The 22,082-nt window shown below is 49.1% G+C and carries 30 protein-coding genes; 8 read left to right on the forward strand and 22 right to left on the reverse strand.

Annotation, left to right across the window (positions count from 1 at the left end; all coding sequences use genetic code 11):
- Positions 1-3: 3 nt before the first annotated feature.
- On the reverse strand, positions 4-630 hold the full coding sequence (locus tag SD71_RS12285; RefSeq protein ID WP_041063626.1) for an HD domain-containing protein: 627 nt from the start codon (positions 628-630) through the stop codon (positions 4-6).
- A 234-nt stretch (positions 631-864) separates the two neighbouring features.
- Positions 865-948, reverse strand: coding sequence for a putative holin-like toxin (locus SD71_RS26220; protein WP_407637543.1), 84 nt, complete (start codon positions 946-948; stop codon positions 865-867).
- Between the two features lie 161 nt (positions 949-1,109).
- Here SD71_RS26220 and SD71_RS12290 point away from each other — a divergent pair, with 161 nt between their 5' ends.
- Positions 1,110-2,882, forward strand: a complete 1,773-nt coding sequence (locus SD71_RS12290) for an ABC transporter ATP-binding protein (RefSeq protein ID WP_041063629.1) — start codon at positions 1,110-1,112, stop codon at positions 2,880-2,882.
- 56 nt (positions 2,883-2,938) lie between these two features.
- Here the strand turns inward: SD71_RS12290 and SD71_RS12295 are convergent, their stop codons facing one another.
- The gene (locus tag SD71_RS12295) at positions 2,939-3,229 is read right to left on the reverse strand and encodes a LuxR C-terminal-related transcriptional regulator (RefSeq protein WP_041063632.1); all 291 of its coding nucleotides are present in this window, start codon (positions 3,227-3,229) and stop codon (positions 2,939-2,941) included.
- A gap of 178 nt (positions 3,230-3,407) precedes the next feature.
- On the opposite strand from SD71_RS12295, the gene SD71_RS12300 reads away from it, so the two are divergent.
- Positions 3,408-4,184, forward strand: coding sequence for a response regulator (locus SD71_RS12300; RefSeq protein WP_235427097.1), 777 nt, complete (start codon positions 3,408-3,410; stop codon positions 4,182-4,184).
- Positions 4,185-4,211: 27 nt separating this feature from the next.
- Positions 4,212-4,928 (forward strand): response regulator transcription factor, encoded by a 717-nt coding sequence (locus SD71_RS12305; RefSeq protein ID WP_326998742.1) that lies wholly within the window; start codon positions 4,212-4,214, stop codon positions 4,926-4,928.
- Between the two features lie 102 nt (positions 4,929-5,030).
- Here SD71_RS12305 and SD71_RS12310 read toward each other — a convergent pair whose 3' ends face one another.
- The 7 genes from SD71_RS12310 to SD71_RS12340 form a co-directional block, all read right to left on the reverse strand.
- Positions 5,031-5,498, reverse strand: a complete 468-nt coding sequence (locus SD71_RS12310; RefSeq protein WP_041063640.1) for a DinB family protein — start codon at positions 5,496-5,498, stop codon at positions 5,031-5,033.
- A 65-nt stretch (positions 5,499-5,563) separates the two neighbouring features.
- Positions 5,564-6,094, reverse strand: coding sequence for a YfiT family bacillithiol transferase (locus SD71_RS12315; protein WP_041063643.1), 531 nt, complete (start codon positions 6,092-6,094; stop codon positions 5,564-5,566).
- 35 nt (positions 6,095-6,129) lie between these two features.
- The gene (locus tag SD71_RS12320) at positions 6,130-6,588 is read right to left on the reverse strand and encodes a GNAT family N-acetyltransferase (RefSeq protein ID WP_235427093.1); all 459 of its coding nucleotides are present in this window, start codon (positions 6,586-6,588) and stop codon (positions 6,130-6,132) included.
- Positions 6,581-7,408 (reverse strand): aminoglycoside N(3)-acetyltransferase, encoded by an 828-nt coding sequence (locus tag SD71_RS12325; RefSeq protein WP_235427094.1) that lies wholly within the window; start codon positions 7,406-7,408, stop codon positions 6,581-6,583. The genes SD71_RS12320 and SD71_RS12325 overlap by 8 nt, the downstream gene beginning before the upstream one ends.
- A gap of 31 nt (positions 7,409-7,439) precedes the next feature.
- Positions 7,440-7,784, reverse strand: coding sequence for an MmcQ/YjbR family DNA-binding protein (locus tag SD71_RS12330; RefSeq protein WP_041063647.1), 345 nt, complete (start codon positions 7,782-7,784; stop codon positions 7,440-7,442).
- Positions 7,785-7,893: 109 nt separating this feature from the next.
- Positions 7,894-8,229, reverse strand: coding sequence for a hypothetical protein (locus SD71_RS12335; protein ID WP_326998743.1), 336 nt, complete (start codon positions 8,227-8,229; stop codon positions 7,894-7,896).
- Entirely contained in the window at positions 8,226-8,483 is a 258-nt protein-coding gene (locus tag SD71_RS12340) for a DUF2164 domain-containing protein (RefSeq protein WP_041063650.1), read from the reverse strand. The genes SD71_RS12335 and SD71_RS12340 overlap by 4 nt, the downstream gene beginning before the upstream one ends.
- Before the next feature lie 154 nt (positions 8,484-8,637).
- Here SD71_RS12340 and SD71_RS12345 point away from each other — a divergent pair, with 154 nt between their 5' ends.
- The 4 genes from SD71_RS12345 to SD71_RS12360 all read left to right on the forward strand — a co-directional run bounded on the left by SD71_RS12345 (position 8,638) and on the right by SD71_RS12360 (position 13,337).
- Positions 8,638-10,194, forward strand: coding sequence for an ABC-F family ATP-binding cassette domain-containing protein (locus SD71_RS12345; RefSeq protein WP_041063652.1), 1,557 nt, complete (start codon positions 8,638-8,640; stop codon positions 10,192-10,194).
- A gap of 43 nt (positions 10,195-10,237) precedes the next feature.
- Complete coding sequence (gene fosB / locus SD71_RS12350) at positions 10,238-10,660, forward strand: metallothiol transferase FosB (protein WP_041063654.1); 423 nt, start codon at positions 10,238-10,240, stop codon at positions 10,658-10,660.
- 186 nt (positions 10,661-10,846) lie between these two features.
- Positions 10,847-11,971: an NADH-dependent flavin oxidoreductase gene (locus SD71_RS12355; protein ID WP_041063657.1), complete on the forward strand. Its 1,125-nt coding sequence runs from the start codon at positions 10,847-10,849 to the stop codon at positions 11,969-11,971.
- 112 nt (positions 11,972-12,083) lie between these two features.
- Positions 12,084-13,337 carry an ATP-binding protein gene (locus SD71_RS12360; RefSeq protein ID WP_041063662.1) on the forward strand — a complete coding sequence of 418 codons (1,254 nt, stop codon included), beginning with the start codon at positions 12,084-12,086 and terminating at the stop codon, positions 13,335-13,337.
- A gap of 33 nt (positions 13,338-13,370) precedes the next feature.
- Here the strand turns inward: SD71_RS12360 and pdaA are convergent, their stop codons facing one another.
- The 4 genes from pdaA to SD71_RS12375 all read right to left on the reverse strand — a co-directional run bounded on the left by pdaA (position 13,371) and on the right by SD71_RS12375 (position 15,297).
- Positions 13,371-14,105, reverse strand: a complete 735-nt coding sequence (pdaA, locus tag SD71_RS12365) for a delta-lactam-biosynthetic de-N-acetylase (RefSeq protein WP_235427095.1) — start codon at positions 14,103-14,105, stop codon at positions 13,371-13,373.
- A gap of 153 nt (positions 14,106-14,258) precedes the next feature.
- Entirely contained in the window at positions 14,259-14,396 is a 138-nt protein-coding gene (locus SD71_RS24215; RefSeq protein WP_165418313.1) for a hypothetical protein, read from the reverse strand.
- Between the two features lie 14 nt (positions 14,397-14,410).
- On the reverse strand, positions 14,411-14,839 hold the full coding sequence (locus tag SD71_RS12370) for a VOC family protein (protein ID WP_041063668.1): 429 nt from the start codon (positions 14,837-14,839) through the stop codon (positions 14,411-14,413).
- The gene (locus tag SD71_RS12375) at positions 14,839-15,297 is read right to left on the reverse strand and encodes a PH domain-containing protein (protein ID WP_052476212.1); all 459 of its coding nucleotides are present in this window, start codon (positions 15,295-15,297) and stop codon (positions 14,839-14,841) included. The genes SD71_RS12370 and SD71_RS12375 overlap by 1 nt, the downstream gene beginning before the upstream one ends.
- A gap of 58 nt (positions 15,298-15,355) precedes the next feature.
- On the opposite strand from SD71_RS12375, the gene SD71_RS12380 reads away from it, so the two are divergent.
- Complete coding sequence (locus tag SD71_RS12380; protein WP_041063670.1) at positions 15,356-15,757, forward strand: thiol-disulfide oxidoreductase DCC family protein; 402 nt, start codon at positions 15,356-15,358, stop codon at positions 15,755-15,757.
- Between the two features lie 6 nt (positions 15,758-15,763).
- On the opposite strand, the gene SD71_RS12385 is transcribed toward SD71_RS12380, so the two are convergent.
- From SD71_RS12385 to SD71_RS12420, 8 genes are all read right to left on the reverse strand, one after another.
- On the reverse strand, positions 15,764-16,264 hold the full coding sequence (locus tag SD71_RS12385) for a GNAT family N-acetyltransferase (RefSeq protein WP_407637544.1): 501 nt from the start codon (positions 16,262-16,264) through the stop codon (positions 15,764-15,766).
- 38 nt (positions 16,265-16,302) lie between these two features.
- A complete protein-coding gene (locus tag SD71_RS12390; protein WP_041063672.1) occupies positions 16,303-16,488 on the reverse strand; it encodes a hypothetical protein in 186 nt (61 codons plus the stop codon).
- Entirely contained in the window at positions 16,475-17,629 is a 1,155-nt protein-coding gene (locus SD71_RS12395) for a glycerate kinase (protein ID WP_041063675.1), read from the reverse strand. The genes SD71_RS12390 and SD71_RS12395 overlap by 14 nt, the downstream gene beginning before the upstream one ends.
- A 119-nt stretch (positions 17,630-17,748) precedes the next feature.
- Positions 17,749-18,219 (reverse strand): DinB family protein, encoded by a 471-nt coding sequence (locus tag SD71_RS12400; RefSeq protein ID WP_041063678.1) that lies wholly within the window; start codon positions 18,217-18,219, stop codon positions 17,749-17,751.
- Positions 18,220-18,280: 61 nt separating this feature from the next.
- Complete coding sequence (locus tag SD71_RS12405; protein ID WP_041063680.1) at positions 18,281-18,823, reverse strand: GNAT family N-acetyltransferase; 543 nt, start codon at positions 18,821-18,823, stop codon at positions 18,281-18,283.
- Between the two features lie 134 nt (positions 18,824-18,957).
- Positions 18,958-19,791 (reverse strand): sugar phosphate isomerase/epimerase family protein, encoded by an 834-nt coding sequence (locus tag SD71_RS12410; RefSeq protein WP_235427098.1) that lies wholly within the window; start codon positions 19,789-19,791, stop codon positions 18,958-18,960.
- 20 nt (positions 19,792-19,811) lie between these two features.
- Complete coding sequence (locus SD71_RS12415) at positions 19,812-20,687, reverse strand: sugar phosphate isomerase/epimerase family protein (protein WP_041063684.1); 876 nt, start codon at positions 20,685-20,687, stop codon at positions 19,812-19,814.
- Between the two features lie 14 nt (positions 20,688-20,701).
- Complete coding sequence (locus tag SD71_RS12420; RefSeq protein WP_041063686.1) at positions 20,702-21,973, reverse strand: Gfo/Idh/MocA family protein; 1,272 nt, start codon at positions 21,971-21,973, stop codon at positions 20,702-20,704.
- Between the last annotated feature and the right edge of the window lie 109 nt (positions 21,974-22,082).

Raw genomic sequence — 22,082 nt, forward strand, 5'->3', positions numbered from 1 at the left:
CGCTTAATCCTCCTCATCACCCGTGTCATCAAGAAGAATCCCTTTGTCGACGGCACGCTGCAGCAATTCCAGGGTGAACGTCCACAGTGTCTCGGACACCGTCTCAATCGGAGCCATCCGCTTCATGACTTGGGAGCGGAAAATGCGGTTCTTTTGCCAGCTCTCGCCGCCTGTATAGTAATTGTGGATAACCGGGTGAAGCCGGTCGATGGCTGCCGCGTATCTGGACTCGTATGTAATTCCATCTTCAAACTCTCGCCAAAGCGCCATCCACTCGTTTCTTTGATCGTCCGGCAATATCCCGAACAGCCGCTGCGCCGCCGCGTTTTCCCGTTCTTCTTTGTCCAAATAACCTTCTGCGTCATACGCAAACGTATCGCCTGCATCGATCTCCACCAGATCGTGTAGCAGGAGCATCCGGATCACGCGGTATAAGTCCATGTCAAGATTGTCGGCGTGCTCCTTCATCAACAAGGCCATAAGGGAAATGTGCCAGCTGTGCTCCGCCACGTTCTCGTTGCGGCTTTTATCGATGAGGAAGGTGCGTCTTGTCACACTCTTGAGTTTATCCACTTCAACCAGAAATTCGATCTGCCGGGTCAAACGTTTATTGTTCCAGTTATCGTTCATGTTCGTGCTCCCTTGCGATGTTGTTCGTACCTGTATTGTACCACGCCCGGGAATACGATTTCCCGATATCTGTTGTTCTAGATTACGTTCTTATGATAAAATAATCATTGTAAAGAATGTACGACAAAAGACCGCAGATGCTGAACCATCTACGGCCTTCCCATCGATTGCCACAAGGGCAGTCGGCATAAGAGAGTAGACAGACCTCCCCGGCCGGGCAAGCTCAAGGGAGGTCTACTTTTTGTTCAAGTAGCTAAGTAAGGCGAGAAGAAGCATGCAAGATGAGAGCATGAGGTTCAACGCATCCTTTACTTCCATAGCATCACCTCCTTTCCGGAGATGTGCCAACCTGCCCTTGTAAACTTATCGATGGTATAATTAGTATATCATTATTTAAAGAATAGGAACATATGTTCTAATACCTAGTTCGGACTGAATAGGTCCGGGCTATTTTAATCCGCAGCGAAACGAGGGTCTATATGAATACGACTGGAATCGATGCTTCCCCTGCTTCACCAAAAGGAAATTGGCGTGCTTTCTTTGATCTGGTCCGTAAGGCCAAACCTTCTTACAAGATGCTGGCTATCGCCCTTGCGCTAAGCTTAGTAAACACTGCAGCCGGGCTTTTCGTGCCCTTGTTTACTAAAAATTTGGTAGACGGATTCACGCTCAATTCCCTGCGGACTTATCAGATCGTTCTGCTCGTGTGCGCCTTTGTGGCCCAAGCTGCAGCGGGAGGCGTGTCCATTTATCTTCTGAACAAGTTCGGTCAGCAAATGTTAGCCGGACTTCGGGAGATGCTGTGGCGCAAGTTGTTATATCTTCCGGTTGCTCATTACGATCAGGAAGAAACCGGCGGACTCATCAGCCGGGTTACCAACGATACCGGAGTCGTCAAGCAAGTGATTTCCGAACATATTGCCGGGTTCGTTACCGGTGTCATCTCCATCATAGGATCGGTCATTATTATGCTGACACTCGATTGGCAAATGACTCTGTTGCTCCTCATTGCAGTTCCTCTCACTCTATTCATTCTTATCCCGCTGGGCCGGCAAATGCATAAGATCTCGAGGAACATGCAGAAGGAGACCGCTAACTTCACATCGGTACTCACACAAGTTCTCTCGGAGGTTCGGCTCGTCAAATCTTCCAATGCTGAACCTATTGAATATGCACGCGGCAAACAAGGCATAAGCAAGCTGTTTCATCTCGGCGTTAGAGAAGGCAAAATACAGGCGTTTATCGGACCGCTTATGGGCATTGTCATTATGACACTCATGGTTGTGATTATCGGCTACGGCGGACTTCGCGTATCATCCGGTTCAATCTCAGCCGGCGAACTGGTTGCCTTCATCCTGTATTTGATCCAAATTGTGATGCCGCTCGGCCAGATCACCGCATTTTTCACTCAGCTGCAGAGAGCAATGGGCGCCACGGAACGGATGATCGAGATCCTCGGTAAATCCGAAGAAATGCAGCAGGAAGGGCAGCCGGTACCGAGTGCAGACGCGACTATTACCCTTGAGAACGTAAGCTTCCATTACGATAATGGCGAGCCGATATTGAAAGAGGTAAGCTTTTATATGCCGTCAGGAAAAGTCACTGCGCTTGTCGGTCCCAGCGGAAGCGGGAAAACCACCTTGTTCGCCCTGCTTGAGCGTTATTACGAGCCTGAGCAAGGCCGCATTCTGTATGGCAGCCGCTCGATCGAGGAATTCTCCTTGGTTTCTTGGAGAAGCCAAATCGGCTATGTCTCGCAAGAAAGCCCATTAATGTCAGGAACAATCCGTGACAACATTACGTACGGACTGGACCGCGAAGTGAGTGAACAACAGCTGAGGAGTGTAGCGGAGATGGCTTATGCAGACGGGTTTGTCGACGAGCTGCCGGAAGGCTTCAATACACAGGTCGGTGAACGAGGGATTAAATTATCCGGCGGGCAGCGGCAACGGATTGCGATAGCACGAGCTCTGCTGCGGAATCCCCGGATCCTCATGCTGGATGAAGCCACATCAAGCCTGGACAGCAAATCCGAGCTGGTGGTACAGGAAGCGCTGCACAATCTGATGAAAGGCCGCACCACACTGGTCATCGCCCATCGACTTTCCACTGTGGTGGACGCGGACCAGATCATTTTCCTCGACAAAGGAAAGATTACCGGCAGCGGAACACACGATGAGTTGATGAACACCCACGCCATGTACAGGGAGTTTGCCAAGCAGCAGCTGCGTTATGCCGAGCACTCCGAATAAACGAAAAACCCGCAGCCGCACATTCGGCGGAAGCGGGTTTTTATTATTTAACATCATTAACTTTGGAGATTGTGACGGAAGCGCTGCAGCATGAACTGGAGAAACAGGGCCTGCAGCTCGCGGGATGAGCGTGTTTTCGTTTTATTCATCATGCACGCCATATGATTCTTCAGCGTTTTAGTAGAAATATGCAGTACTGATCCCATGTCGTCATTGCGGAAACCGAACAGGATCAGCAGCCTGAACACTTCTTTTTCCCTCGGTGTCATTCGGTATCCCGCCCCGAACTCCTCAATCATCGGTGCCGTAATCGAATCGGTCTCACTCATTACTTGATAATGGAGCATTTATTAATGTCACCGTTCCCTTCTGTGGTTACCTCATTCGTCGGGCGATGTTTCATACAAATACTGATTCGTTATGACAATAATATAGTAATAAAGTATTAGTACACTTACATAACCACTATTTTATTTTTATGAATTTCGCTAACAACCGACAACCGGGGGTGGCCGATTGTTCCACGTGAAATTGGATGATCAGGTAAATAGTGGAATAATATTGGTCGTCGACGATCAGCAGATCAATCGATTAATCTCCCGGCAATTGCTGATCGAGCTTGGGTTTAACGTTGTGTTGGCGAATAACGGGAAAGAAGCTTTGGATATCCTGGAGCGATCACCGGTGGATCTGATTCTCATGGATCTCTATATGCCGGTTATGGACGGAATCGAAACCGCTATAAAAATTCGCGCCGACAACAGATTCAACGAGCTGCCCATCGTTGCTTTGACGGCGGATGACAAGCAAGATCAGCGGATCCGCTGCTTGAATGCGGGAATGAACGATGTGATTGCAAAGCCGCTGCAATCCGAAGTGATCATCTCAGTCGTTTCACGGTTATTACCTGCCGCACCGTTGACGCATGTTAACAGTTCATCAGGAGAACGGCATTGGCCGGACACGCCTGGAATTAACGTGCCGATTGCGCTGGAGAGGTTAAACGGCAAAACAGAGCTTTATTTCAAAATGCTGGACAAGTTCCAACAACAATATGCCGAAGCTGCGATCGCATTAAGATGGATGCTTGATACCGGCGATGTACAGAGCGCGATTCGTTTTTTGCACTCCATCAGCGGAGCAGCCGCCCATTTGGGCGCGTCGACAATTCAAACGCAGGCAGCCGCTTTGGAAACGTTACTTAGAGAACAGCCGGGGCGAGAGGTGGAATTCGCATTATTCGAAAGCTCCATGAACGAGGCGATGGAAACGATCAATCAGCTTTTGTCAGCAAACGATTAGTTTTCCAAACAATTTGTTAAAAAGGGTGTGACTTCATTGACACGAGTTCTTGTAATCGAAGATGATCCGATCATTGGAGAAATGCTCACCCTGTATTTATCCGAAGAGCAATTTAACGTTCAACGGGTAGATACGGCAAAAGACGGTATGCATGCTCTGGATCATTTCGATCCGGATATCATTCTCCTTGATCTGATGCTTCCCGATTCGTCAGGCTCGGAGCTCTGCGATGAATTTCGCCAACAGACGAGCACCCCTATTATTGTGACTTCCATGAAATCCGCTGTGGGGGATCGAATCAAAGCCATAAGCGCAGGTGCGGATGATTATCTATGCAAGCCGTTCAGCCTGCAAGAACTGAAAGCCCGGATGAATGCCGTGCTTCGACGCACGTCCGGATCCGCTGTCGAACAACCGTTGTCTGCCGACAAGCGGTCCGATGGCACCCAAGCCTCAAAGTCGGGAATTTCTCTGGATGTGGAACGCAGAACGATTGTGGTGGATGACAGGCATATAGACACAACTTTCTCCGAATATGAGATTATGAAGCTCTTTGTCCAGCACCCTGCCCGTGTATTCAGCCGGGAAGAACTCATCAATGCGGTTAGAGGTATCGACTCGTTCATCAACGACCGGGCCATCGATGTCCATATCACAAATCTGCGCCGCAAAATCGAGAAAAATCCGAAGGAGCCGCGGTTCATCAAGACGGTGTGGGGTGTCGGCTACAAATACGTAAATTAAAAAGATCACCCATAACTCGGCCGAAAGGCCGGGTCAGGCGATCTTTTTTTGTGGCTCGCGATGGACTTAACCATTCGACGGTCAAGGTAAGCCTTGGCAACGTCAAACGTTCAGTACCTGATCCATTTGCCGGCGATGGTGCGCATCATGATGGATGAAATCTTCCAGATACGCGTGAATGGTAAAAGGATTGCCGTCAGCATCATGATGAGTGATCTCATATTGAGACTCATCGATGTCGGAGACTGCTTTAACTAGCTTCCGCCGGATTTGGATGGTCTCCTCGAGCAACTGCTTCCATTCCATTCGACTGCAAATTCCCATAGCTTCTTGGTTAAAAACGTTGTAATCCAGGCTATGATACGTAAGCGGTTGGTGCTGGGCGATCGCCCGGATCGCATGCTCCCAGAAAAACTCATCCCACTTCACCATATGAGCGATAACGTCGCGAACCGCCCATTTTCCCTCGCCAAGCGGTTGTAATTGTTTTTCCGGAGGTAAATCGGTGAGTGAGTTGACGTAATCGATCCATGATTCGAATTGATGCAGCTGCTCCGTATATTTGCTCATCAAGTGTCCTCCCGCTGGTTAAGAATCCTCTTCATTTCTTGCAGCTCGCTGCAATTGATCTGCCGTTACCAGCCCATTCTTTCGCGCAGCCGGGTAATATGAGCCGTGTGATGGCGGCCATGCCATGAGTAAAGAGCCAGAATGCTGTCAAGAGGAATAAGCTTTTGAGATTCCGGATGGAAAAAAGTGCGGGAGAAGTCTTGCTCGGACATGGAACGAAGCAAATAAACCCAGCGCTCATGCAGTCCGTTCAGAAGGACGATCGACAAATCAGGCGGCGCTTTTGTCGTATCATCCAGAAGCGCCCATCGTTCCTCAAAGTAAGGCTTGATCGTCGGCTGATCCTCCGTCAGCGCAAGCTTAAACCGGATAAAGCTGTTCATATGACTGTCCGCCAGATGATGGGTAACCTGCCGAACCGTCCATCCTTCAGGCCGATACGGAGTATCAAGCTGTTCAGAGCTGAGTCCCTCGATTGCAGCAGCCAGCTGTTCAGGCAGCATGACAATATCGTTGATCCACTGCTCCCGCGGCTGAGCTGAAACTTCACCATCATAACTGAATCGTCCGATCGGATAACTTAGATTCGTACTCATACCCATTCCCACTCTCGCTTTTCTATGAATTCGTTTCAGACAAGCAAATCATAATGATAGAATCCGTCATCTCTTGTAAAACCGAATGATTCGTATAAAGACTGTGCCGTTAAATTGTCCACTGCTGTCGAAAGCGACAGCCCTTTCGCATTCGATGCTGCGGCATGCTGCTTCGCCGCTTCCAAGAGTCTTGTGGCAATCCCCGTTTTACGACGATCGCTGCGGACGAACAGATCATTGAGGATCCAGGCCCTCCGTGCGGATACGGAGGAGAATGTCGGATAGAGCTGTGTAAATCCCAGACCCTCGCCTGATTGCGCCGCCAGCGCCAAATAGATGACCGATTCATTGCGCTCCAGCCGTTCTTTCAGAAAATGAAAGGCTTTGTCCAAGTCCGATGGCTGTCCGTAAAACTGCCGGTATTGATCGAATAAAGGAGCCGCAATATGTAAATCATCCGAAGTTGCCTGTATGACCTGTATCGTATTAGTCACGTGATAAAACCCCTTCCCTGTTTTGAAACCACTCTACCGCAAAATCCACACCATCCCTTTGTTTGAATAGCCGGCATAAGGCAGAGGCGACCGGCCGGACAACTACCGAATGCTTCTCTTCGAATTGTGCTCCGATATCATTGAACACTTCAGTCTCAAACTCGATTTCAGAGTATTCGATCCACTCCCGCTCGCCGCCGCTAATGACGGGCGCGCCTTTCAATTCAACCTTCCGATCATGAAGACGATTCTCCGCCAGATGAAAGGATGTATTACTGTCATATTCCACTCCTATCAAGAGCACAAAACCGTCCAAGTCATAGATTCGAGCCAAGGGCGATTGCTCGCCGAGTCCGAAATCCAAGCCGTGAGCTTCGGTCACCAGCTTGGCATGTCTTCCCCATGCGGCAAACGACACGGCTGGATGATCGCTTCGATGTACGCCTGGGAACGAACGAAAAGTTTCGACGATGGCCCCCATGCCTTGGGATGGCGTATAGGCGGGGTTAAAGGCAGGCATTGTCGCCCGAATCGTGTCCCACCAAGTTTCGGGAACCGGGGGATTCTCCCACTGTGCCGGGTCTGAATATTCCCCGGAGTGGGCAGGCATCACCAGGGTGCCTTCGTCTGTAATCACTTCCATGAGAGCTTGAACGACTGCAACCGGTCCGCCGCTCACCCAGCCTAATGAACTGAGGGAGGAATGAACGATCAAGGTCATTCCCGGGGCTAGACCCAGCTGCCGGAACTCCTGTTCCAGCAAGGGTTTGGTCACGACTTGCGAATAACGCCGAATCGCTTCTTCTTCTTTGGTCATCATCGTCTGATTCCTACTTTATCGAATGTTGGTGTTACCGTGAATCCGGATTGAATGCGGTGATGAGCCGTTTGGGCGATACGCTTCGCCAAGCCTTGATCAGCAAACCGTGCAGCTCTGCAGGTTCAACCCGATCCATCCGGACAACCATGTAATTCAAGTTTGAAAAAGCCGCCGGCATCTGATAGATATCGGGATCCATCATCGTGTACACAGCCCGGTCGTCGGGAGCCGTTTTGATCACCAGTGAAATCCGATCCGGCTGAATAACCGCAAATATTTTGTTCCGCACACGAAAAGACGGTTTATCCCAATGCTTCACCTCAACGGCTTCAGGAAACGATAGTGCGATATTTCTGACTTCCTCCGGCGTGATCATTGAATGCACTCCTCTCAACCGGCTTCCGCCAGCCTCGCAATCACCTGTTCCCAGCGATTCTTCATCTCATCTCTGACGCGGGCGTCAGATAAATGCTCTTGATGGAAGCTTACCGTTGTCTTGAAGGGATTATCGCCGCTGCTAATGAGACGGATCTGAAGCGTTGACGGCTTGCTCCAGCTTCTAGCTGCCAGGTGAGACGAAGCTGCTCATGAAGCTTTACGACCTTGAACTCGCCTGCTATGCCTTCCTCCGACTCGTACTTCTCGCCGACATCGAACCGCACCGCCGTCAAGCTGCCCAGCCACCATTTCAAACCCTCTGCGGATGTCAGCCTTTCCCAAGCTTCTTCCTTGCTGATCGACAGCGTTCTTCTTACTCCAATCTGAAAACCGGCTTTCGCTGTCAATCCGACCGGCTTACGCTCCGAATTGTTACGTGTCATGATAAGCCTCCTTTAGTCAGATTTGGGGCATACAGCTCCTCTTCAAGTTCGGATGTTTTTTGCAGGATCGTTTGACGGCTGTCTTCAATGGCTTTGTTGTAAATATACGGTCCGATCTCCTTAATCATTAAATCCACGAGCTGCTCGGCGGCAAGCTCTCCGATCGTCTCGCCGCGATCCGATTCAAAGTGGGCGATTACGCCTCTAATAATTTCGTCCTTCTGTTCCTTCGGCAATTTGATTGGAATGAGCATTCGGCTGTCTCCTGTCCCCTGTCTCTGTTTCCTGCTTATGCCATTGATTATACATCTCCGTATTCAAGCCCGTCCAACAACAATCATTGAGTTTTATGCGATGGCCGGATTATAATGTAGACTGTTGCTTAAATTTAAGAAAAAGGTGCGATATATGAGTATTTTAACGGTAAAAAACTTGACTCACGGCTTCGGCGACCGCGCGATATTTAACAATGTGTCCTTCCGATTGTTGAAAGGCGAGCACGTTGCGCTAATCGGCGCGAACGGTGAAGGCAAGTCGACCTTTATGAATATTATAACGGGGAGTTTGGAGCCGGATGCCGGGAAAGTCGAATGGGCCAAAAAAGTTCGCGTCGGTTACCTGGATCAGCACTCCGTGCTGCACAAAGGAATGACGATTCGCGATGTGCTGAAAGGTGCATTCAGCTATCTTATCGATCTCGAGAACGAGATGAACCAAATGTATGACCGCATGGGCTCAGCCTCTCCGGAGGAACTGGAACAGCTGTTGGAGGAAGTCGGCAACATCCAGGATACGCTGACGAATAACGACTTTTATCTGATCGACGCCAAGGTCGAAGAAATCGCGCGCGGTCTCGGACTGGGAGATATCGGGCTGGACAGGGACGTACATGATTTAAGCGGCGGACAGCGAACCAAGGTTCTGCTCGCCAAGCTGCTGCTGGAAAAACCGGATATCCTTCTATTGGACGAGCCGACCAACTACCTGGATGAGCAGCACATCGAGTGGCTCAAGCGCTATTTGCAAGAGTATGAGAACGCCTTTATTCTCGTATCCCACGATATTCCGTTCCTGAACAGCGTAATCAATCTCATTTACCATGTGGAAAATCAAGAGTTGAGCAGATACGTCGGAGATTACGATACATTCCAGCAGCAGCACGAAGCGAAAAAGGCCCAGCTGGAATCCGCATATAAGCGTCAACAGCAGGAAATTGACGATCTTAAGGACTTTGTCGCCAGGAACAAAGCTCGTGTCTCTACGCGCAACATGGCGATGTCCAGACAGAAAAAGCTCGATAATATGGACATTATAGAACTCGCGAAAGAGAAGCCGAAGCCGGAGTTCCTTTTCAAGGAAGCCCGAACTTCAAGCCGGCTCATCTTCGAAGCCAAGAATCTTGTGATCGGCTACGAAGATCCTCTCTGCAGCCCGATCGACCTGCTGATGGAACGCGGGCAGAAGATCGCGATCGTCGGAGCTAACGGTATCGGCAAGACTACGCTGCTTCGCAGCTTGATCGGCGAGATCCCTGCCCTGTCCGGATCCGTTACTCGGGGCGACAATCTGTACACCGGCTATTTCGAACAGGAGATCAAGGGCGGAGTCGATGAAACCTGTATTGAAGCGGTGTGGAAGGACTTCCCGTCGTTCTCTCAGTTTGAAGTGCGCGCAGCGCTCGCCAAATGCGGTCTGACTACCAAGCATATTGAGAGCAAGGTGTCCGTTCTTAGCGGCGGCGAGAAAGCCAAGGTTCGCCTGTGTAAGCTCATTAACCGGGAAACGAATTTGCTCGTGCTGGACGAGCCGACCAACCATCTTGATGTGGACGCTAAAGACGAATTGAAACGCGCGCTTAAGGCATACAAAGGCAGCATTTTGCTCATCAGCCACGAGCCGGAGTTCTACCGCGATATTGCGACAGATGTTTGGAACTGTGAAGAGTGGACGACCAAAGTTTTTTAAAATTGTGCGGAGCACGTAACGTTCTATATAGGAGGTCTTCAGAGTGCAGCTCGGCGGGATCAATCATCTGCTTTTCTCAGTCAGCGATCTGGACGAATCCATCCGGTTCTATACCACGGTCTTAAATGCGAAGCTGTTAGTCAAAGGCAGGAGCTTAGCTTACTTTGATCTAAACGGGCTTTGGCTGGCGCTGAATGTAGAAAAGGACATCCCTCGCAATGAAATTCAGCATTCGTACACGCATATCGCCTTTTCCCTGAAGGACGAGGAATTCGATTCTGCAGAAGAGCGGCTAAAGAGGCTGAATGTCAACATTCTTCCAGGGAGAACCAGAGACGAGAGAGACAAGCGTTCCATTTACTTTACAGATCCTGACGGGCATAAATTCGAATTCCATACGGGCAGTTTGCAAGACCGGATGGATTATTACAGAACGGAAAAGCCTCATATGCAATTCTTCGAGTAAAAACAAAGGACAGAGGGTTCATCCCTTCTATCCTTTGTTGTTATCCCGTATAACAAAATCTTACTTTTGTAACGAAAAAAATGGCTATATTCGAGGAGTTGCAATGTTCGTGCCATGCATAGGTTAGATGTCCTTCAGCAATCATAAATCCATTCGTAAAAATTGGGCTATGGAGGGAAAATACGGATGGATCAACAATACAACCCGATCTTCAACTCATTTGTGTTCGACAACGGAATGGATTTGCGCAACCGGATCGTCATGGCGCCTATGACCAACTTCTCTTCTCATGAAGACGGCACCGTTTCCGATGCTGAATTGGCCTACTATGCCCGCAGAGCTGACGGTGTAAGTATGGTAATCACGGCATGCACCTATGTCACTGCGAACGGAAAAGGATTTCATGGAGAATTTGCCGGTCATCGCGATGAGATGATCCCAAGCTTGCGAAGGCTTGCCACCGTCATCAAGGACAAAGGTGCAGCGGCCGTACTGCAGATTTTCCACGGCGGCCGAATGTGTCCTGTTGAACTCGTACCGAACGGTGACGTAGTGAGCGCCAGTTCCATCTCATCGAGCGAAAATCCTAATGTGGTGCCGAGGACGCTTACCAATGACGAAGTGGAAGCCATTATCCGCGATTTCGGACAAGCTGCTCGCCGCGCGATTGAAGCGGGTTACGACGGTGTTGAAATCCATGGTGCCAACGGATATTTGATTCAACAGTTCTTCTCCCCTCATTCCAACGAACGTGAGGATCACTGGGGAGGCGACTTAGAGCAGCGAATGGCGTTTCCTTTAGCTGTAGTTGATGAGGTCAATAGGGTTGTAGCCGAACATGCGAAGCGGCCCTTTCTGGTAGGCTACCGCTTCTCGCCGGAAGAACCGGAAACGCCCGGGATCACCATGTCTGACACACTTAGTTTAATCGATAAGCTGGCAGACAAAAACCTGGATTATCTCCATGTTTCTCTAATGGATTTCTGGTCACGTCCGAGACGCGGGGTCGATGACAGCAAGACCCGTATGGAGTGGATTCTGGAGCGGGTCGGAGACCGCGTTCCGGTTATCGGCGTAGGCTCGATTCATACGGTGGAAGATGCGCTGAAAGCTTTCCAAACCGGTGTGCCGTTACTCGCATTGGCGCGTGAAATTATTATGGAACCTGACTGGATGGAGAAAGCTGCGAACGGACGGGAGAGAGATATCAAAACCACGTTAAGCAGGGACGATCAAGCCCGTTTGGTCATTCCCGATCCGTTATGGCAGGCGATCATAAACACTCCCGGATGGTTCCCGGTGGAACAATAAACTGACGGGCTGCCCTCATGGCAGCCTGTTCTGTCAAAATTCGATAAAAACTGGTAAGATTATGGATAGAGCGCGTGTGAATGCCGGCAAACCTATAAGGTGGAGATCAATCTTGGTAAACTTCATCAAAACGATGATGAGCAATTTTATGTTCATGCTTATTCCACCTGTCGTCTATTTTCTCTACTGGAGTTCCAGCGAGAATAGGCGCCCCAAATTTTCACCTCTGATTATGCTCATTACGCTTACCAGTTCCATGCTGCTTTGCATGTCTTTCCCTTATGAATACCAGGATCATTTTAATTTTGATTTCAGGCACGTCCCGATCGTGTTAGGAGTCTTATATGGAGGTCCGCGTCTCGGCGCACTTATTGTTGCCATTTTTTTAGTCTACCGTTATGTAATAGGCGGAGAAGGTGTGTCACCGGGTTCGCTCATTACGGTCGCCGTCTATTTAAGCCTCGTCTACATCAAGTCCAGATATCATTTGGATACCCGCTACAAGCTGATTCTGGCGGTATGGATCTCTGCCGCGATCGTTCCGATCCCACTGCTGCTGTCGCTGGCGTTAACTAATTTAATAACGTTCCAACTTGCGTTCTCTTTTATTCTATTCCGGCTTGTTCAGAGCGTGGCCATCTGTTTCATTGTTTATCTTATCGAATTTTTGATCGATCATTATAAAATGCAAAGCCAATTGCAAGAATCCGAGAAAATGAGAGTTGTAAGTGAACTTGCCGCCAGCGTTTCACATGAAATCCGGAATCCTTTGACTACGGTTAAGGGAATGCTGCAGCTGCTCGGAGCAAACGATTATTCCAAAGAAAAGAAGCAGGAATATATCAAAATGGCTCTGAACGAGCTGGATACATCTATTAATATCATTTCGGATTATTTGACCTTTTCCAAGCCTCAATTAGATAACGTAAAGCCGATCCATCTCGCCGATGAATGCAAAAAAGTCATTAATGTGCTGACTCCCTACGCTAACTTGCACCAGGTCCATTTACACTTCAGCCTTGATCCATCTTGCATCATATTGGGCGACAGCCAAAAGCTTCGTCAAAGCGTTATCAATCTGGTCAAAAATTGCATCGAGGCCTCAAAGGATGGCACGGTGGAGCTTATAGTCCAGAACAATAGAGAAGGATCCATTATTCAGATCAGGGATACGGGAATCGGAATGACCAAAGAACAAGTGAACAGACTCGGCACCCCGTATTATTCGACCAAAGAAAAAGGGACCGGGCTCGGCTCGATGGTCGCTTTCAGTTTAATTAAAGCAATGAACGGCTCCGTGACAGTGGAGAGCGAGATCGGTAAAGGAAGCAGATTTATTATCGCCTTCCCCCATCGCGTCATGTGAAAAGCTCCCTTGGCATAGGGAGCTCCAGATTAACTATCTGTATATTTTGACTTCCAACCGGTTCAAGTTTTTAAACTCATATCCCCGCTCCCGGGCAGCGTCGATCATTCTACCCAATGCTTCTGCATTGTCACGGGACACGGAATGCAGCAGGATAACCGCGCCGGGGTGAAGCTGTGCCATCACATTGTCATAAGCATAGCGCCAGCCTTTTTGATCGTTGATATTCCAGTCTCTATAAGCGATGGACCAGAATACGTTCGTGTAGCCAAGCTCGCCGCAAACAGCCAGCATTCGATCGCTGAAGATCCCTCTTGGCGGCCGTACAAAATGCATCTCTTGCTGTCCCGTCAGCTCAGCCACTCCCGCTCGCACTTTGTCCAATTCATCCTTTATCCTTGCCGGCGATACTTGGGACAGATCAGGATGGCTCCACGAGTGATTGCCGATCAAATGGCCTTCGCTGTACATTCGCTTAATCAGCTCTGGCTGATCCTTGACAAAATGTCCCGTTACGAAAAAAGCGGCAGGCACTTTCTTCTCTTTTAAGACATCAAGAATTTTGGCAGTCATGCCATTTTCATACCCATTATCGAAAGTCAGGTACAACTCTTTCTTTTCGGTGTTCCCTAAAAAGATGGCTTGATGCCTTTGAAGTGTGCCCATGAATCCTTCTTGAGCAATGGAGGGGAGTTCACCGTTCTTGCTTTTTTTAAACCCGAAGTGAAAAGGTCCGGGAGCTTGAGCGGATGCGGTGTAGACCGTCAATAATACGCAAAAAAATAACCGCGAGCAGAGCCGCAGGCTTAATCGCTCGTTTCATGTCCTCACTCCTGTAAATGATCGTCCCAAATATCCTTCCACAATAATCCAAAAGATACTCATCGTCATTTCTTACAGGAGCGGGTCATCTGCCGGCTGTTAAACCGGTTTGTTTAGACTTTCCTTGATCTCATCCAGAGTTTCCTGCATCTTCTGCATTCTTTGCAAACCGGAATATTGGTTACCGATAATGCCCGCAAAGCCGATTATAATCACGATAGCTATGAATAAAGACAATTTAAAGCCCTCCTTTAAAAATGGATCATCGCGCCGCGTTCGTCGAATACAGCAGTCGGATTCCAGGCAACTTCCCAAACATTCTGCTCCGGATCGAGAAAATACGCGGTCCGTCCTCCCCAAAACGCGTTGCTGGGCTCTCTGGTAATCCTTGCGCCGGCGCTGCGAATCGTCTCAATGGTCTGGTCCACTTCTTCAGGTTTATCCACATTTATCGCTAATGTTATTCCGCTGAACCCTTTCCTCTCCTCAAGCGCCATTCCGGCATCTTTCATAAGCTCCTGCAAGGGAAACAAAGACAGCAATACGCCTGCAGTTTCAAATACACAGTAATCGTCGGAGCTCATCTCCGTTTCACGCCAACCGAGCTTTTGATAAAACCTTCGCAGCTCCGGCAAATCCCTGGCTCCAATCGTAATCAGACTTACTCTTTGCGGTACCATTACAATTCCTCCTTACGAAACGGATCTACTTTTATTTCAGGATTGCGCTTCTTTAATTCATCAACAAACAATTGCTGAGGTTCAGGTGAGATCTTAATGCTCCCTAAGACCCCTGTCTTATAATGGATCTCGATGGCATCTCTAGCGGACATAATTCGATACCCGAACCAAATATTGGGGTGAAAAGAGATCCTGGTGATATCCTCATATTTAATTAAAGATTTAACGGGTCCGCCTCGGACATATAGATGATCCTGCCTGAATTCATAAGTTATGTCCATCATAATCCAAACCAAAAACACCGATATTACGACCGCGATACCAATCACAATCAGGACATCTTGGACATTCGTATCTTCAAAAAATAAGATGGGAACAATCAGTATACTATTAACAAATACAAGCATGATGGTTAGCAATCTCTTGTAGAAGCTATCCCTTTTTACTTTGAATTTCATAAGTATCCTCACAAGTGTATAATAGGTAGCAATTCTGTTCCCTATGGAGTGTACATTTATGCCGGAAGATCGAGTGATTCTGTTCGATGGAGTATGTAATCTATGCAACAACAGTGTTCAATTCATTATCAAGAGAGACCCGAACGGCTATTATAGATTTGCTTCACTTCAAAGCGATATAGGGCAAGCTTACTTGAGTAAATACAACCTGGGCGGCTATGCGGACAGCTTCGTGCTGATTGAACAGGATCGCGCTTATTTGAAATCGGATGCTGCATTACAAATCTCGAAAAACTTAGCAGGTGTGTGGAAGGTCTTTTACCTGTTCAAAATCGTTCCTCGACCTTTGCGGAATCTGGTCTATAGCGTCATCGCGAAAAATAGATACAAATGGTTCGGCAAAAAAGAAGCTTGCATGATTCCAACACCGGACATCAAATCCAGGTTTCTTGATGCTTGACCCTGCTCATATTTTTCTCCCCATAATGACCAGATCTCTTTCAACGTGATCTAACTCGGCAACCCCCGGCAAGCGTCCCCATTGTTCGAAACCAAACTTTCCGAGCAGTCTCAGACTGGGTTCATTGTGGCCGAAAACAAACCCGAGTAAAGTTTTTATTTTAAGTCGCGGACATTCTGCAATAGCCTTGTGTAACAAAATCGTTCCCAGCCCTTTTGAACGATGTTCAGGCGAAATATAAATGCTTAATTCCGCTGTAGCGTTATAAGCGGGTCTTCCGTAGAACGATTGAAAGCTGAACCAGGCGACGATCTCATCCTTCATTTTCATGACCCACAGCGGCCTGAATGCCGGGGAGTGATCCTCAAACCACTTTACTCTGCTTTCCGCCGTAACGGGCACCAGGTCCGCGGTTACCATGCGGCCCTCGATCGTGGAGTTATAGATCTCAACGATCCGGTCCAGATCATGGCTCGCGGCGTCTTTAATTTCATAATTGCTCATGATGCACTTCCCTCATTCGTTGTTCATTCGCCGGTTTCTCCTTATTCACCGGTTACGCTGGTCCAGTGATTTCCCACCCATTTAACCACATCGCCGGATACCAGGTTAGGCGCCAGCTTTTCCTTAGGCACCGGGATTTCTTTTCCCTCAATTTCAATCATTGCCGTTTGTTCAGCGAACCGCTTGATGATTCCCCTGCGCTCAATCTGACACTTATTGTCTGACAACTGCATCACCTCTGCCGAACACGACGACTCGCATGATTCTCTCCGTAATATCACTGAGTAATCGCGGTGCGTCAAGCATGGCCGCTTCTAACGAAAGAGGTCCGTTCACCATCGAAAAGATACTCGTTACGCCATGCTTGTACAGCGTTTCGGCACCTTGGCCTACAGAGCCCGCAATAAGTATAACGGGAACACTTCTTTTGCTTGCGAGCTGAGCGACACCGAATGGAGTTTTGCCCAGCGCCGTTTGAGCGTCACACTGACCTTCGCCGCATAACACAAGATGCGCGTCTCGAAGCTTGGCCTCCAAACCGGTTGCCTCGATTACGATATCCACGCCTTTTTGCATGACGCCTTTCAAAAATGCGACAATACCGGCTCCCAAACCTCCTGCAGCACCTGCACCGGGCACGTTCGCAATCGATTTGCCCAGACACTTCTCTATGATCGCAGCTAGGTGTCTGAGATTGTCATCCAGTGCGGCAATCATTTCAGGGGAGGCTCCTTTTTGCGGCCCGTACACGCTGCTGGCGCCGTTCGATCCGTATAAGGGATTATCCACATCACATGCTGCCGTAAAAGAGCACTGCCGAATTCTGGGATCCAGACCGCTCATGTCAATCTGATAAAGCCGATTCAGACTTCCTCCGCCACCGGGCAGCTCTTGTCCCATTCCATCGAGGAATCGGATGCCCAGTGCTTGAGCCATCCCGGTGCCGCCGTCATTCGTAGCGCTTCCGCCCAGGCCGATAATGAATTTTCGGCAGCCTCGATTTACCGCGTCCATGATTAGTTCGCCGGTGCCGTACGTAGTCGTTATCATCGGATTTCGGCGATCCGCGGGAATCAAGTACAAGCCGGATGCCTCCGCCATCTCAATGACGGCAGTCAGGCGATCACCCAGCACGCCATACTTCGCCGCCACCGGCTCCCCAATTGGATTCATAACGGTGGCTTCATAGATGGTGCCTCCTGTTGCGTCAACCAGGCTTTGCACCGTTCCCTCCCCGCCGTCAGCCATCGGATGGTGAATGATTTCAGCATCCGGGAGCACCCGTCTGATCCCTTCCTCCATCGCATTACACGCTTCTTTAGCGGTAATGCTGCCTTTGTAGGAATCCGGAGCCAACACGATTTTCATGCTGCAGCCATCCCTTCTCGAGGCCAATATTCGACACCACCCTGCGGTTTATTCCTCATATCCAACATTATTGTATACGGAATGTCGCTTGGTGCGCTTTCCCAGGAAATCCGTCACCACTAATCCCAGACCTTAACCCTGGGCACTCCCGCTACTCTTAGGTAGTCCAGTAATTGGCCCGTATGAACGGATTCATGGTACCCAATTCGTAAAAGCATATCACCAAGTTTTCTTTTATAACCGACATCCGAACGATCGATAATGATGTCCGCCAACTGTGCCGCGCTGAACGATTTTATTGTTGCTAAGAACGCCTTCCTTAATGGCTCTGCCATTTCCAATTCCTTGTGAACTGAGATTAACGGTCGCGAATCGAATGGGGATTCGTAGGACTCTAAACTGCCTCGATTTAAAATAGCAAGGTGATAATAATGCTCGGAGTCCAGCACATGGCGTACCATCTCCAAGCAGCTCATAGCCTTCTCGTCAGGCTTCCAGCCTAAGTACTCCTCCGGAACGGACATCCAGACTTTAATGCTTCGCCTTCTTACTTCTTCAAAATTCAATAGAAGCAATTCAATAGATTCCATGTCTTAAGCACGTCCTTAATTATTCTTAGGTGTCTTTATTGCTATTGTAACGCTTACCCGATTAATTTGCATCGATATACTCATCCCGCAAAATACTCATTAGAACGGAATCCCAGTAGCGCCCTTCTCTGAATATTTTTTGCCGCAACCTTCCTTCTTCTCTAAAGCCGCATTTCAGATAACATCTGTAGCCTCTTTCATTGTATTCGTACACTTCTAACGCCAAACGGTGCAGATTCAACGTGTTAAACACATAACCTTTCATCAACTCAATCGCTTCGCTTCCAATGCCCCGGCCAAAAAATTCTTTTCGCCCGATTACGAGCCCGAGATTTGCCGACCGATTTTTCCAATCCAGCTGCGCCAAATCGATTTGGCCTATGTATTCAAATGTATCAACTGCAGCGATAACGAAACCCGTTCCTAATTCCCCTTCGATTTTCATCCGCAAAAAAGATTCGGTATCGTGCACGGTTTGCGGGTAAAGAAAGACGTCGTGGAGAGTGTTCGTGATGTCATAATCGTTGACCCACTGTCTCATATGAGGCAGATCTTCATAACGATAGTCTCGTAAAACGATCCGCTCGCCAAATAGATAGGACATATCTGCACTTCACTTCCTTCGATATTAAGTTTCCACAATTATACAGCGCAGGCTTCAGCAAGAAAAGTCATACAAAAACACAAAGCGAACCTTATCAGGTTCGCCGAAGAATTGCCGTGCCTATAGAATAGCGATCAAACAGTTGTCAGGATTTCCTTCAAGTTCCCGATGGAGCGGGCTGAGCCGGTCTTCTGCTCCTCATCCCCTTCAAATTCGACGCTTAACCAGTCCCGGTATCCGGCAGCCTTAAGCGTACGGAGTATGTGCGTCAAGTTGACGTCGCCTTCCCCGCTGATTTTGCCCGCATAACGGACTCCGCTTAACGACGGATATACAGCTTTACCCTCGTAGCTTTCGTCCACCTTTTTGAAATCTTTGAAATGCACGTGCGCCACCATCGATTTCAACTGATCCAGCGCTTGCTCGGGATTATCGTCTACCAACAGGAAGTTGCCCGTATCGAATGTGCTCTTAAGTGCAGGAGAATTGACTTCACCGATCACCTCAAGAACCTGCTTGGCTTTTCCGGCAAAATGGCCGTGGTTTTCAAGGCACAGCGTGACGCCTTTGCTATGGGCATACGCTGCCGCTTCTTTCAGTCCGGAAATAATCCAATCTTTCGCTTGCTCGAACGTTACGCCTTCCGGTTTATCTCCGGAAAATACGCGAACGACTTTTGCTCCGAAGTGAACAGCCGTGTCAACGGAGTCCGTGATGTCTTTCACCTGCGCTCTTCTTCCCGCCTCATCCGGCACCGCCAGATTGTTGCATGCTCCGAAGCAAGCCATGACAAGTCCGTTCCGGCTAAGCGCTTCCTCAACACGTGGGATGTCCTCCTCGGGATTCCAGAACACGCTGAGCAGCTCGACGCCTTCGGCTCCAGCCGTCTTCGCGAAATCGATAAAGTCTGCATTCGTCCACGAACCGTCATACATGTATTTGTGGCAGCTCCACACGCTTAAACTCATTTTCAACGCCGGCACTCTCCTTATTTATAACGATTGATGAATTCCACGGCTTTGCGAATATCCGCCTCTGGCTGAGATCCTACTTCCCTCTCGATGGTTAAATAGCCCGTATAACCGATTTCCTGAAGCGCAAGAAAATAGGCATCGCAATCCACGCTGCCTTCTCCGAGGGGAAGTTCTCGGAAAAACTCGCCGGACGCCACCATTTGCGCGATTTTGTCATGGTCCAGCGGATCATAACCGATTGAGCCGTACACCGCTCGCGGATCCACCGGCTTCAACCGGATTCCGTCTTTGACATGGGTATGTACAATGTAATCTTGAAGCGTTCTGACTCCTTGCGCCGGATCGTCCCCCGTTACCATTACCATGTTCGCCGGGTCAAAATTGACCGAGACACCGTTCGTGCTGAGCGTATCCAGAAAGGCCTTTAAATCTTGCGCGGTTTCAGGTCCGGTCTCAATTGCAAAATAAGAGCCTATGCTTTTCGCATACTTGCCTAATTGTTCACAAGCCGAGTGCATGGTGTCGAACATTTCACTTTGCTGATCGTGCGGGACGATCCCGATGTGTGTGGTGACGATGTCGGTTCCCAGCTCCTTCGCCAAATCGAGAATTCGCTTGGATTTTTCAATTTTCCATGCATTCTCCGATTTGTCCTGGAAACCGTGGCCTCCAAGATCACCGACAAGCGCCGATATTTCCAAGCCCAGCGATTCAATGAAGCTCTTCAATTCTTTGCGGCCAGCGGGCGTTAAATGCTGCGGATCCATCTCACCTTTCACCGCATAGATTTGAACGCCGTCAGCACCGACATCCTTCGCTTTGATTAACCCTTCCCTAACGCCCACGCCAAAACTGTCTACGATAACTCCAATTTTGTTTGCGAGTTTCACGGCTTTTCCCCTTTCTATACGGGCAACTCCATTAAACTTGTTCTGAACTCGGCGATATTTACGGATTTTCCATCGTTTTTGCGGGACTCTTCCGCGGCAAAAGCCATTAGGTGGCTGCGAACCGACGCGCTCGCAGAAGTTATACTCTCACCACCGTTATACCCGCGTACTTCTTCCAGGAAACTTGCCACAATACCGGCGTCCCCACCCCCATGCCCTTCCGCCTCGGCAGCAGTGCGAATTTCCGTTTCGCGGCCGGAGGCAAATTCATAAACAGTCATCTTATTGCTTTCCATATGACCGCGGATTTCTCCTGCTGTTCCCATGATCTGAATGGAGCGCGAAACCTCGTGCGTAAACGCCGACATACTGAACATCACAGTGGCGCCGCTTGCAAATTCCATGTTCACGACCTGATGGTCAACGACATTATTATCGCATTTGTATACGCAGCGGCCGTATGGTCCGTCATTAAGCGCCCTCAATATTCCTTCCGAGGAAGGATCATCTGTAATCAGACCCGCCCAATGCTCATGTCCTTTGCCCAGATAAAAACCGGGTGCGTAGTAGGGACATGTGCGTGCCGCAGGACAACCGTCCAAACAACGGTCAGGCGCACCTTCCGGCGCGTTGCCTTGATGAAAATATATCAGTGAACCGAAAGAGGTTACACGCTTGCATTCCTCATCCATCAACCAGAATATAACGTCCATATCGTGGCAGGATTTCGCGAGAATCATCGGGCTGGACTCGTCGGAGTTGCGCCAATTGCCCCTCACGAAGCTGTGAGCCATATGAAAAAAACCTACGTTTTCGTTTAGCTGAATAGAAGCGATTTTACCGATTTGTCCGGATTGGACGACCTGCCTCAACGCAGACCAGAACGGTGTGTAACGCAGGACATGGCAGATCGTCAAAAGACGGCTATACTTATGCGCTGCCTGCTCCAGCTGCACACACTCTATCGGATCGGGTGAGATCGGTTTTTCCAGCAGAACGTGATAACCCAGCTCCAAGGCTTTCATCGCCGGTTCAAAATGCATTCTGTCCTGTGTCCCGATAATTGCGATATCGGCCATTCGCGGCCTGGCGAGCGTTTCTTCCCAGCTTGAGAACACACCGTCCGCATCAAGACCGTAGGTGTGTGCAAAATTCATCCGTCTCTCTTCGTTCGGCTCGGCAACAGCGACAAATTTCAGATCGTGTGGAAATTTCAAGGCGTACGGCGCATAAGCTTTCGCCCCGCGCGCACCGGCGCCTAACAGCACTGCCGTTAATGGATTCATGCGCTGTCCCTTCCCTCTTGCCTGTTTGCCTGTTGTCAACGATACGATAAACCGCACGTATGTAACCGTTTGCACTTAAGTATAGCATTTGCGCCTGTGAACGTCATGT

It is taken from the genome of Cohnella kolymensis (assembly GCF_000829465.1).
Lineage (GTDB): Bacteria > Bacillota > Bacilli > Paenibacillales > Paenibacillaceae > Cohnella > Cohnella kolymensis.

Excerpts from the sequence above, each read along its gene's own strand:
- SD71_RS12285 (WP_041063626.1), bottom strand. The coding sequence starts at position 630 with ATGAACGATAACTGGAACAATAAACGTTTGACCCGGCAGATCGAATTT.
- SD71_RS26220 (WP_407637543.1), bottom strand. The coding sequence starts at position 948 with ATGGAAGTAAAGGATGCGTTGAACCTCATGCTCTCATCTTGCATGCTT.
- SD71_RS12290 (WP_041063629.1), top strand. The coding sequence starts at position 1,110 with ATGAATACGACTGGAATCGATGCTTCCCCTGCTTCACCAAAAGGAAAT.
- SD71_RS12295 (WP_041063632.1), bottom strand. The coding sequence starts at position 3,229 with ATGCTCCATTATCAAGTAATGAGTGAGACCGATTCGATTACGGCACCG.
- SD71_RS12310 (WP_041063640.1), bottom strand. The coding sequence starts at position 5,498 with ATGAGCAAATATACGGAGCAGCTGCATCAATTCGAATCATGGATCGAT.
- SD71_RS12315 (WP_041063643.1), bottom strand. The coding sequence starts at position 6,094 with ATGAGTACGAATCTAAGTTATCCGATCGGACGATTCAGTTATGATGGT.
- SD71_RS12325 (WP_235427094.1), bottom strand. The coding sequence starts at position 7,408 with ATGATGACCAAAGAAGAAGAAGCGATTCGGCGTTATTCGCAAGTCGTG.
- SD71_RS12330 (WP_041063647.1), bottom strand. The coding sequence starts at position 7,784 with ATGATCACGCCGGAGGAAGTCAGAAATATCGCACTATCGTTTCCTGAA.
- SD71_RS12335 (WP_326998743.1), bottom strand. The coding sequence starts at position 8,229 with ATGACACGTAACAATTCGGAGCGTAAGCCGGTCGGATTGACAGCGAAA.
- SD71_RS12340 (WP_041063650.1), bottom strand. The coding sequence starts at position 8,483 with ATGCTCATTCCAATCAAATTGCCGAAGGAACAGAAGGACGAAATTATT.
- SD71_RS12345 (WP_041063652.1), top strand. The coding sequence starts at position 8,638 with ATGAGTATTTTAACGGTAAAAAACTTGACTCACGGCTTCGGCGACCGC.
- SD71_RS12355 (WP_041063657.1), top strand. The coding sequence starts at position 10,847 with ATGGATCAACAATACAACCCGATCTTCAACTCATTTGTGTTCGACAAC.
- SD71_RS12370 (WP_041063668.1), bottom strand. The coding sequence starts at position 14,839 with ATGGTACCGCAAAGAGTAAGTCTGATTACGATTGGAGCCAGGGATTTG.
- SD71_RS12375 (WP_052476212.1), bottom strand. The coding sequence starts at position 15,297 with ATGAAATTCAAAGTAAAAAGGGATAGCTTCTACAAGAGATTGCTAACC.
- SD71_RS12380 (WP_041063670.1), top strand. The coding sequence starts at position 15,356 with ATGCCGGAAGATCGAGTGATTCTGTTCGATGGAGTATGTAATCTATGC.
- SD71_RS12395 (WP_041063675.1), bottom strand. The coding sequence starts at position 17,629 with ATGAAAATCGTGTTGGCTCCGGATTCCTACAAAGGCAGCATTACCGCT.
- SD71_RS12400 (WP_041063678.1), bottom strand. The coding sequence starts at position 18,219 with ATGGAATCTATTGAATTGCTTCTATTGAATTTTGAAGAAGTAAGAAGG.
- SD71_RS12405 (WP_041063680.1), bottom strand. The coding sequence starts at position 18,823 with ATGTCCTATCTATTTGGCGAGCGGATCGTTTTACGAGACTATCGTTAT.
- SD71_RS12410 (WP_235427098.1), bottom strand. The coding sequence starts at position 19,791 with ATGAGTTTAAGCGTGTGGAGCTGCCACAAATACATGTATGACGGTTCG.
- SD71_RS12420 (WP_041063686.1), bottom strand. The coding sequence starts at position 21,973 with ATGAATCCATTAACGGCAGTGCTGTTAGGCGCCGGTGCGCGCGGGGCG.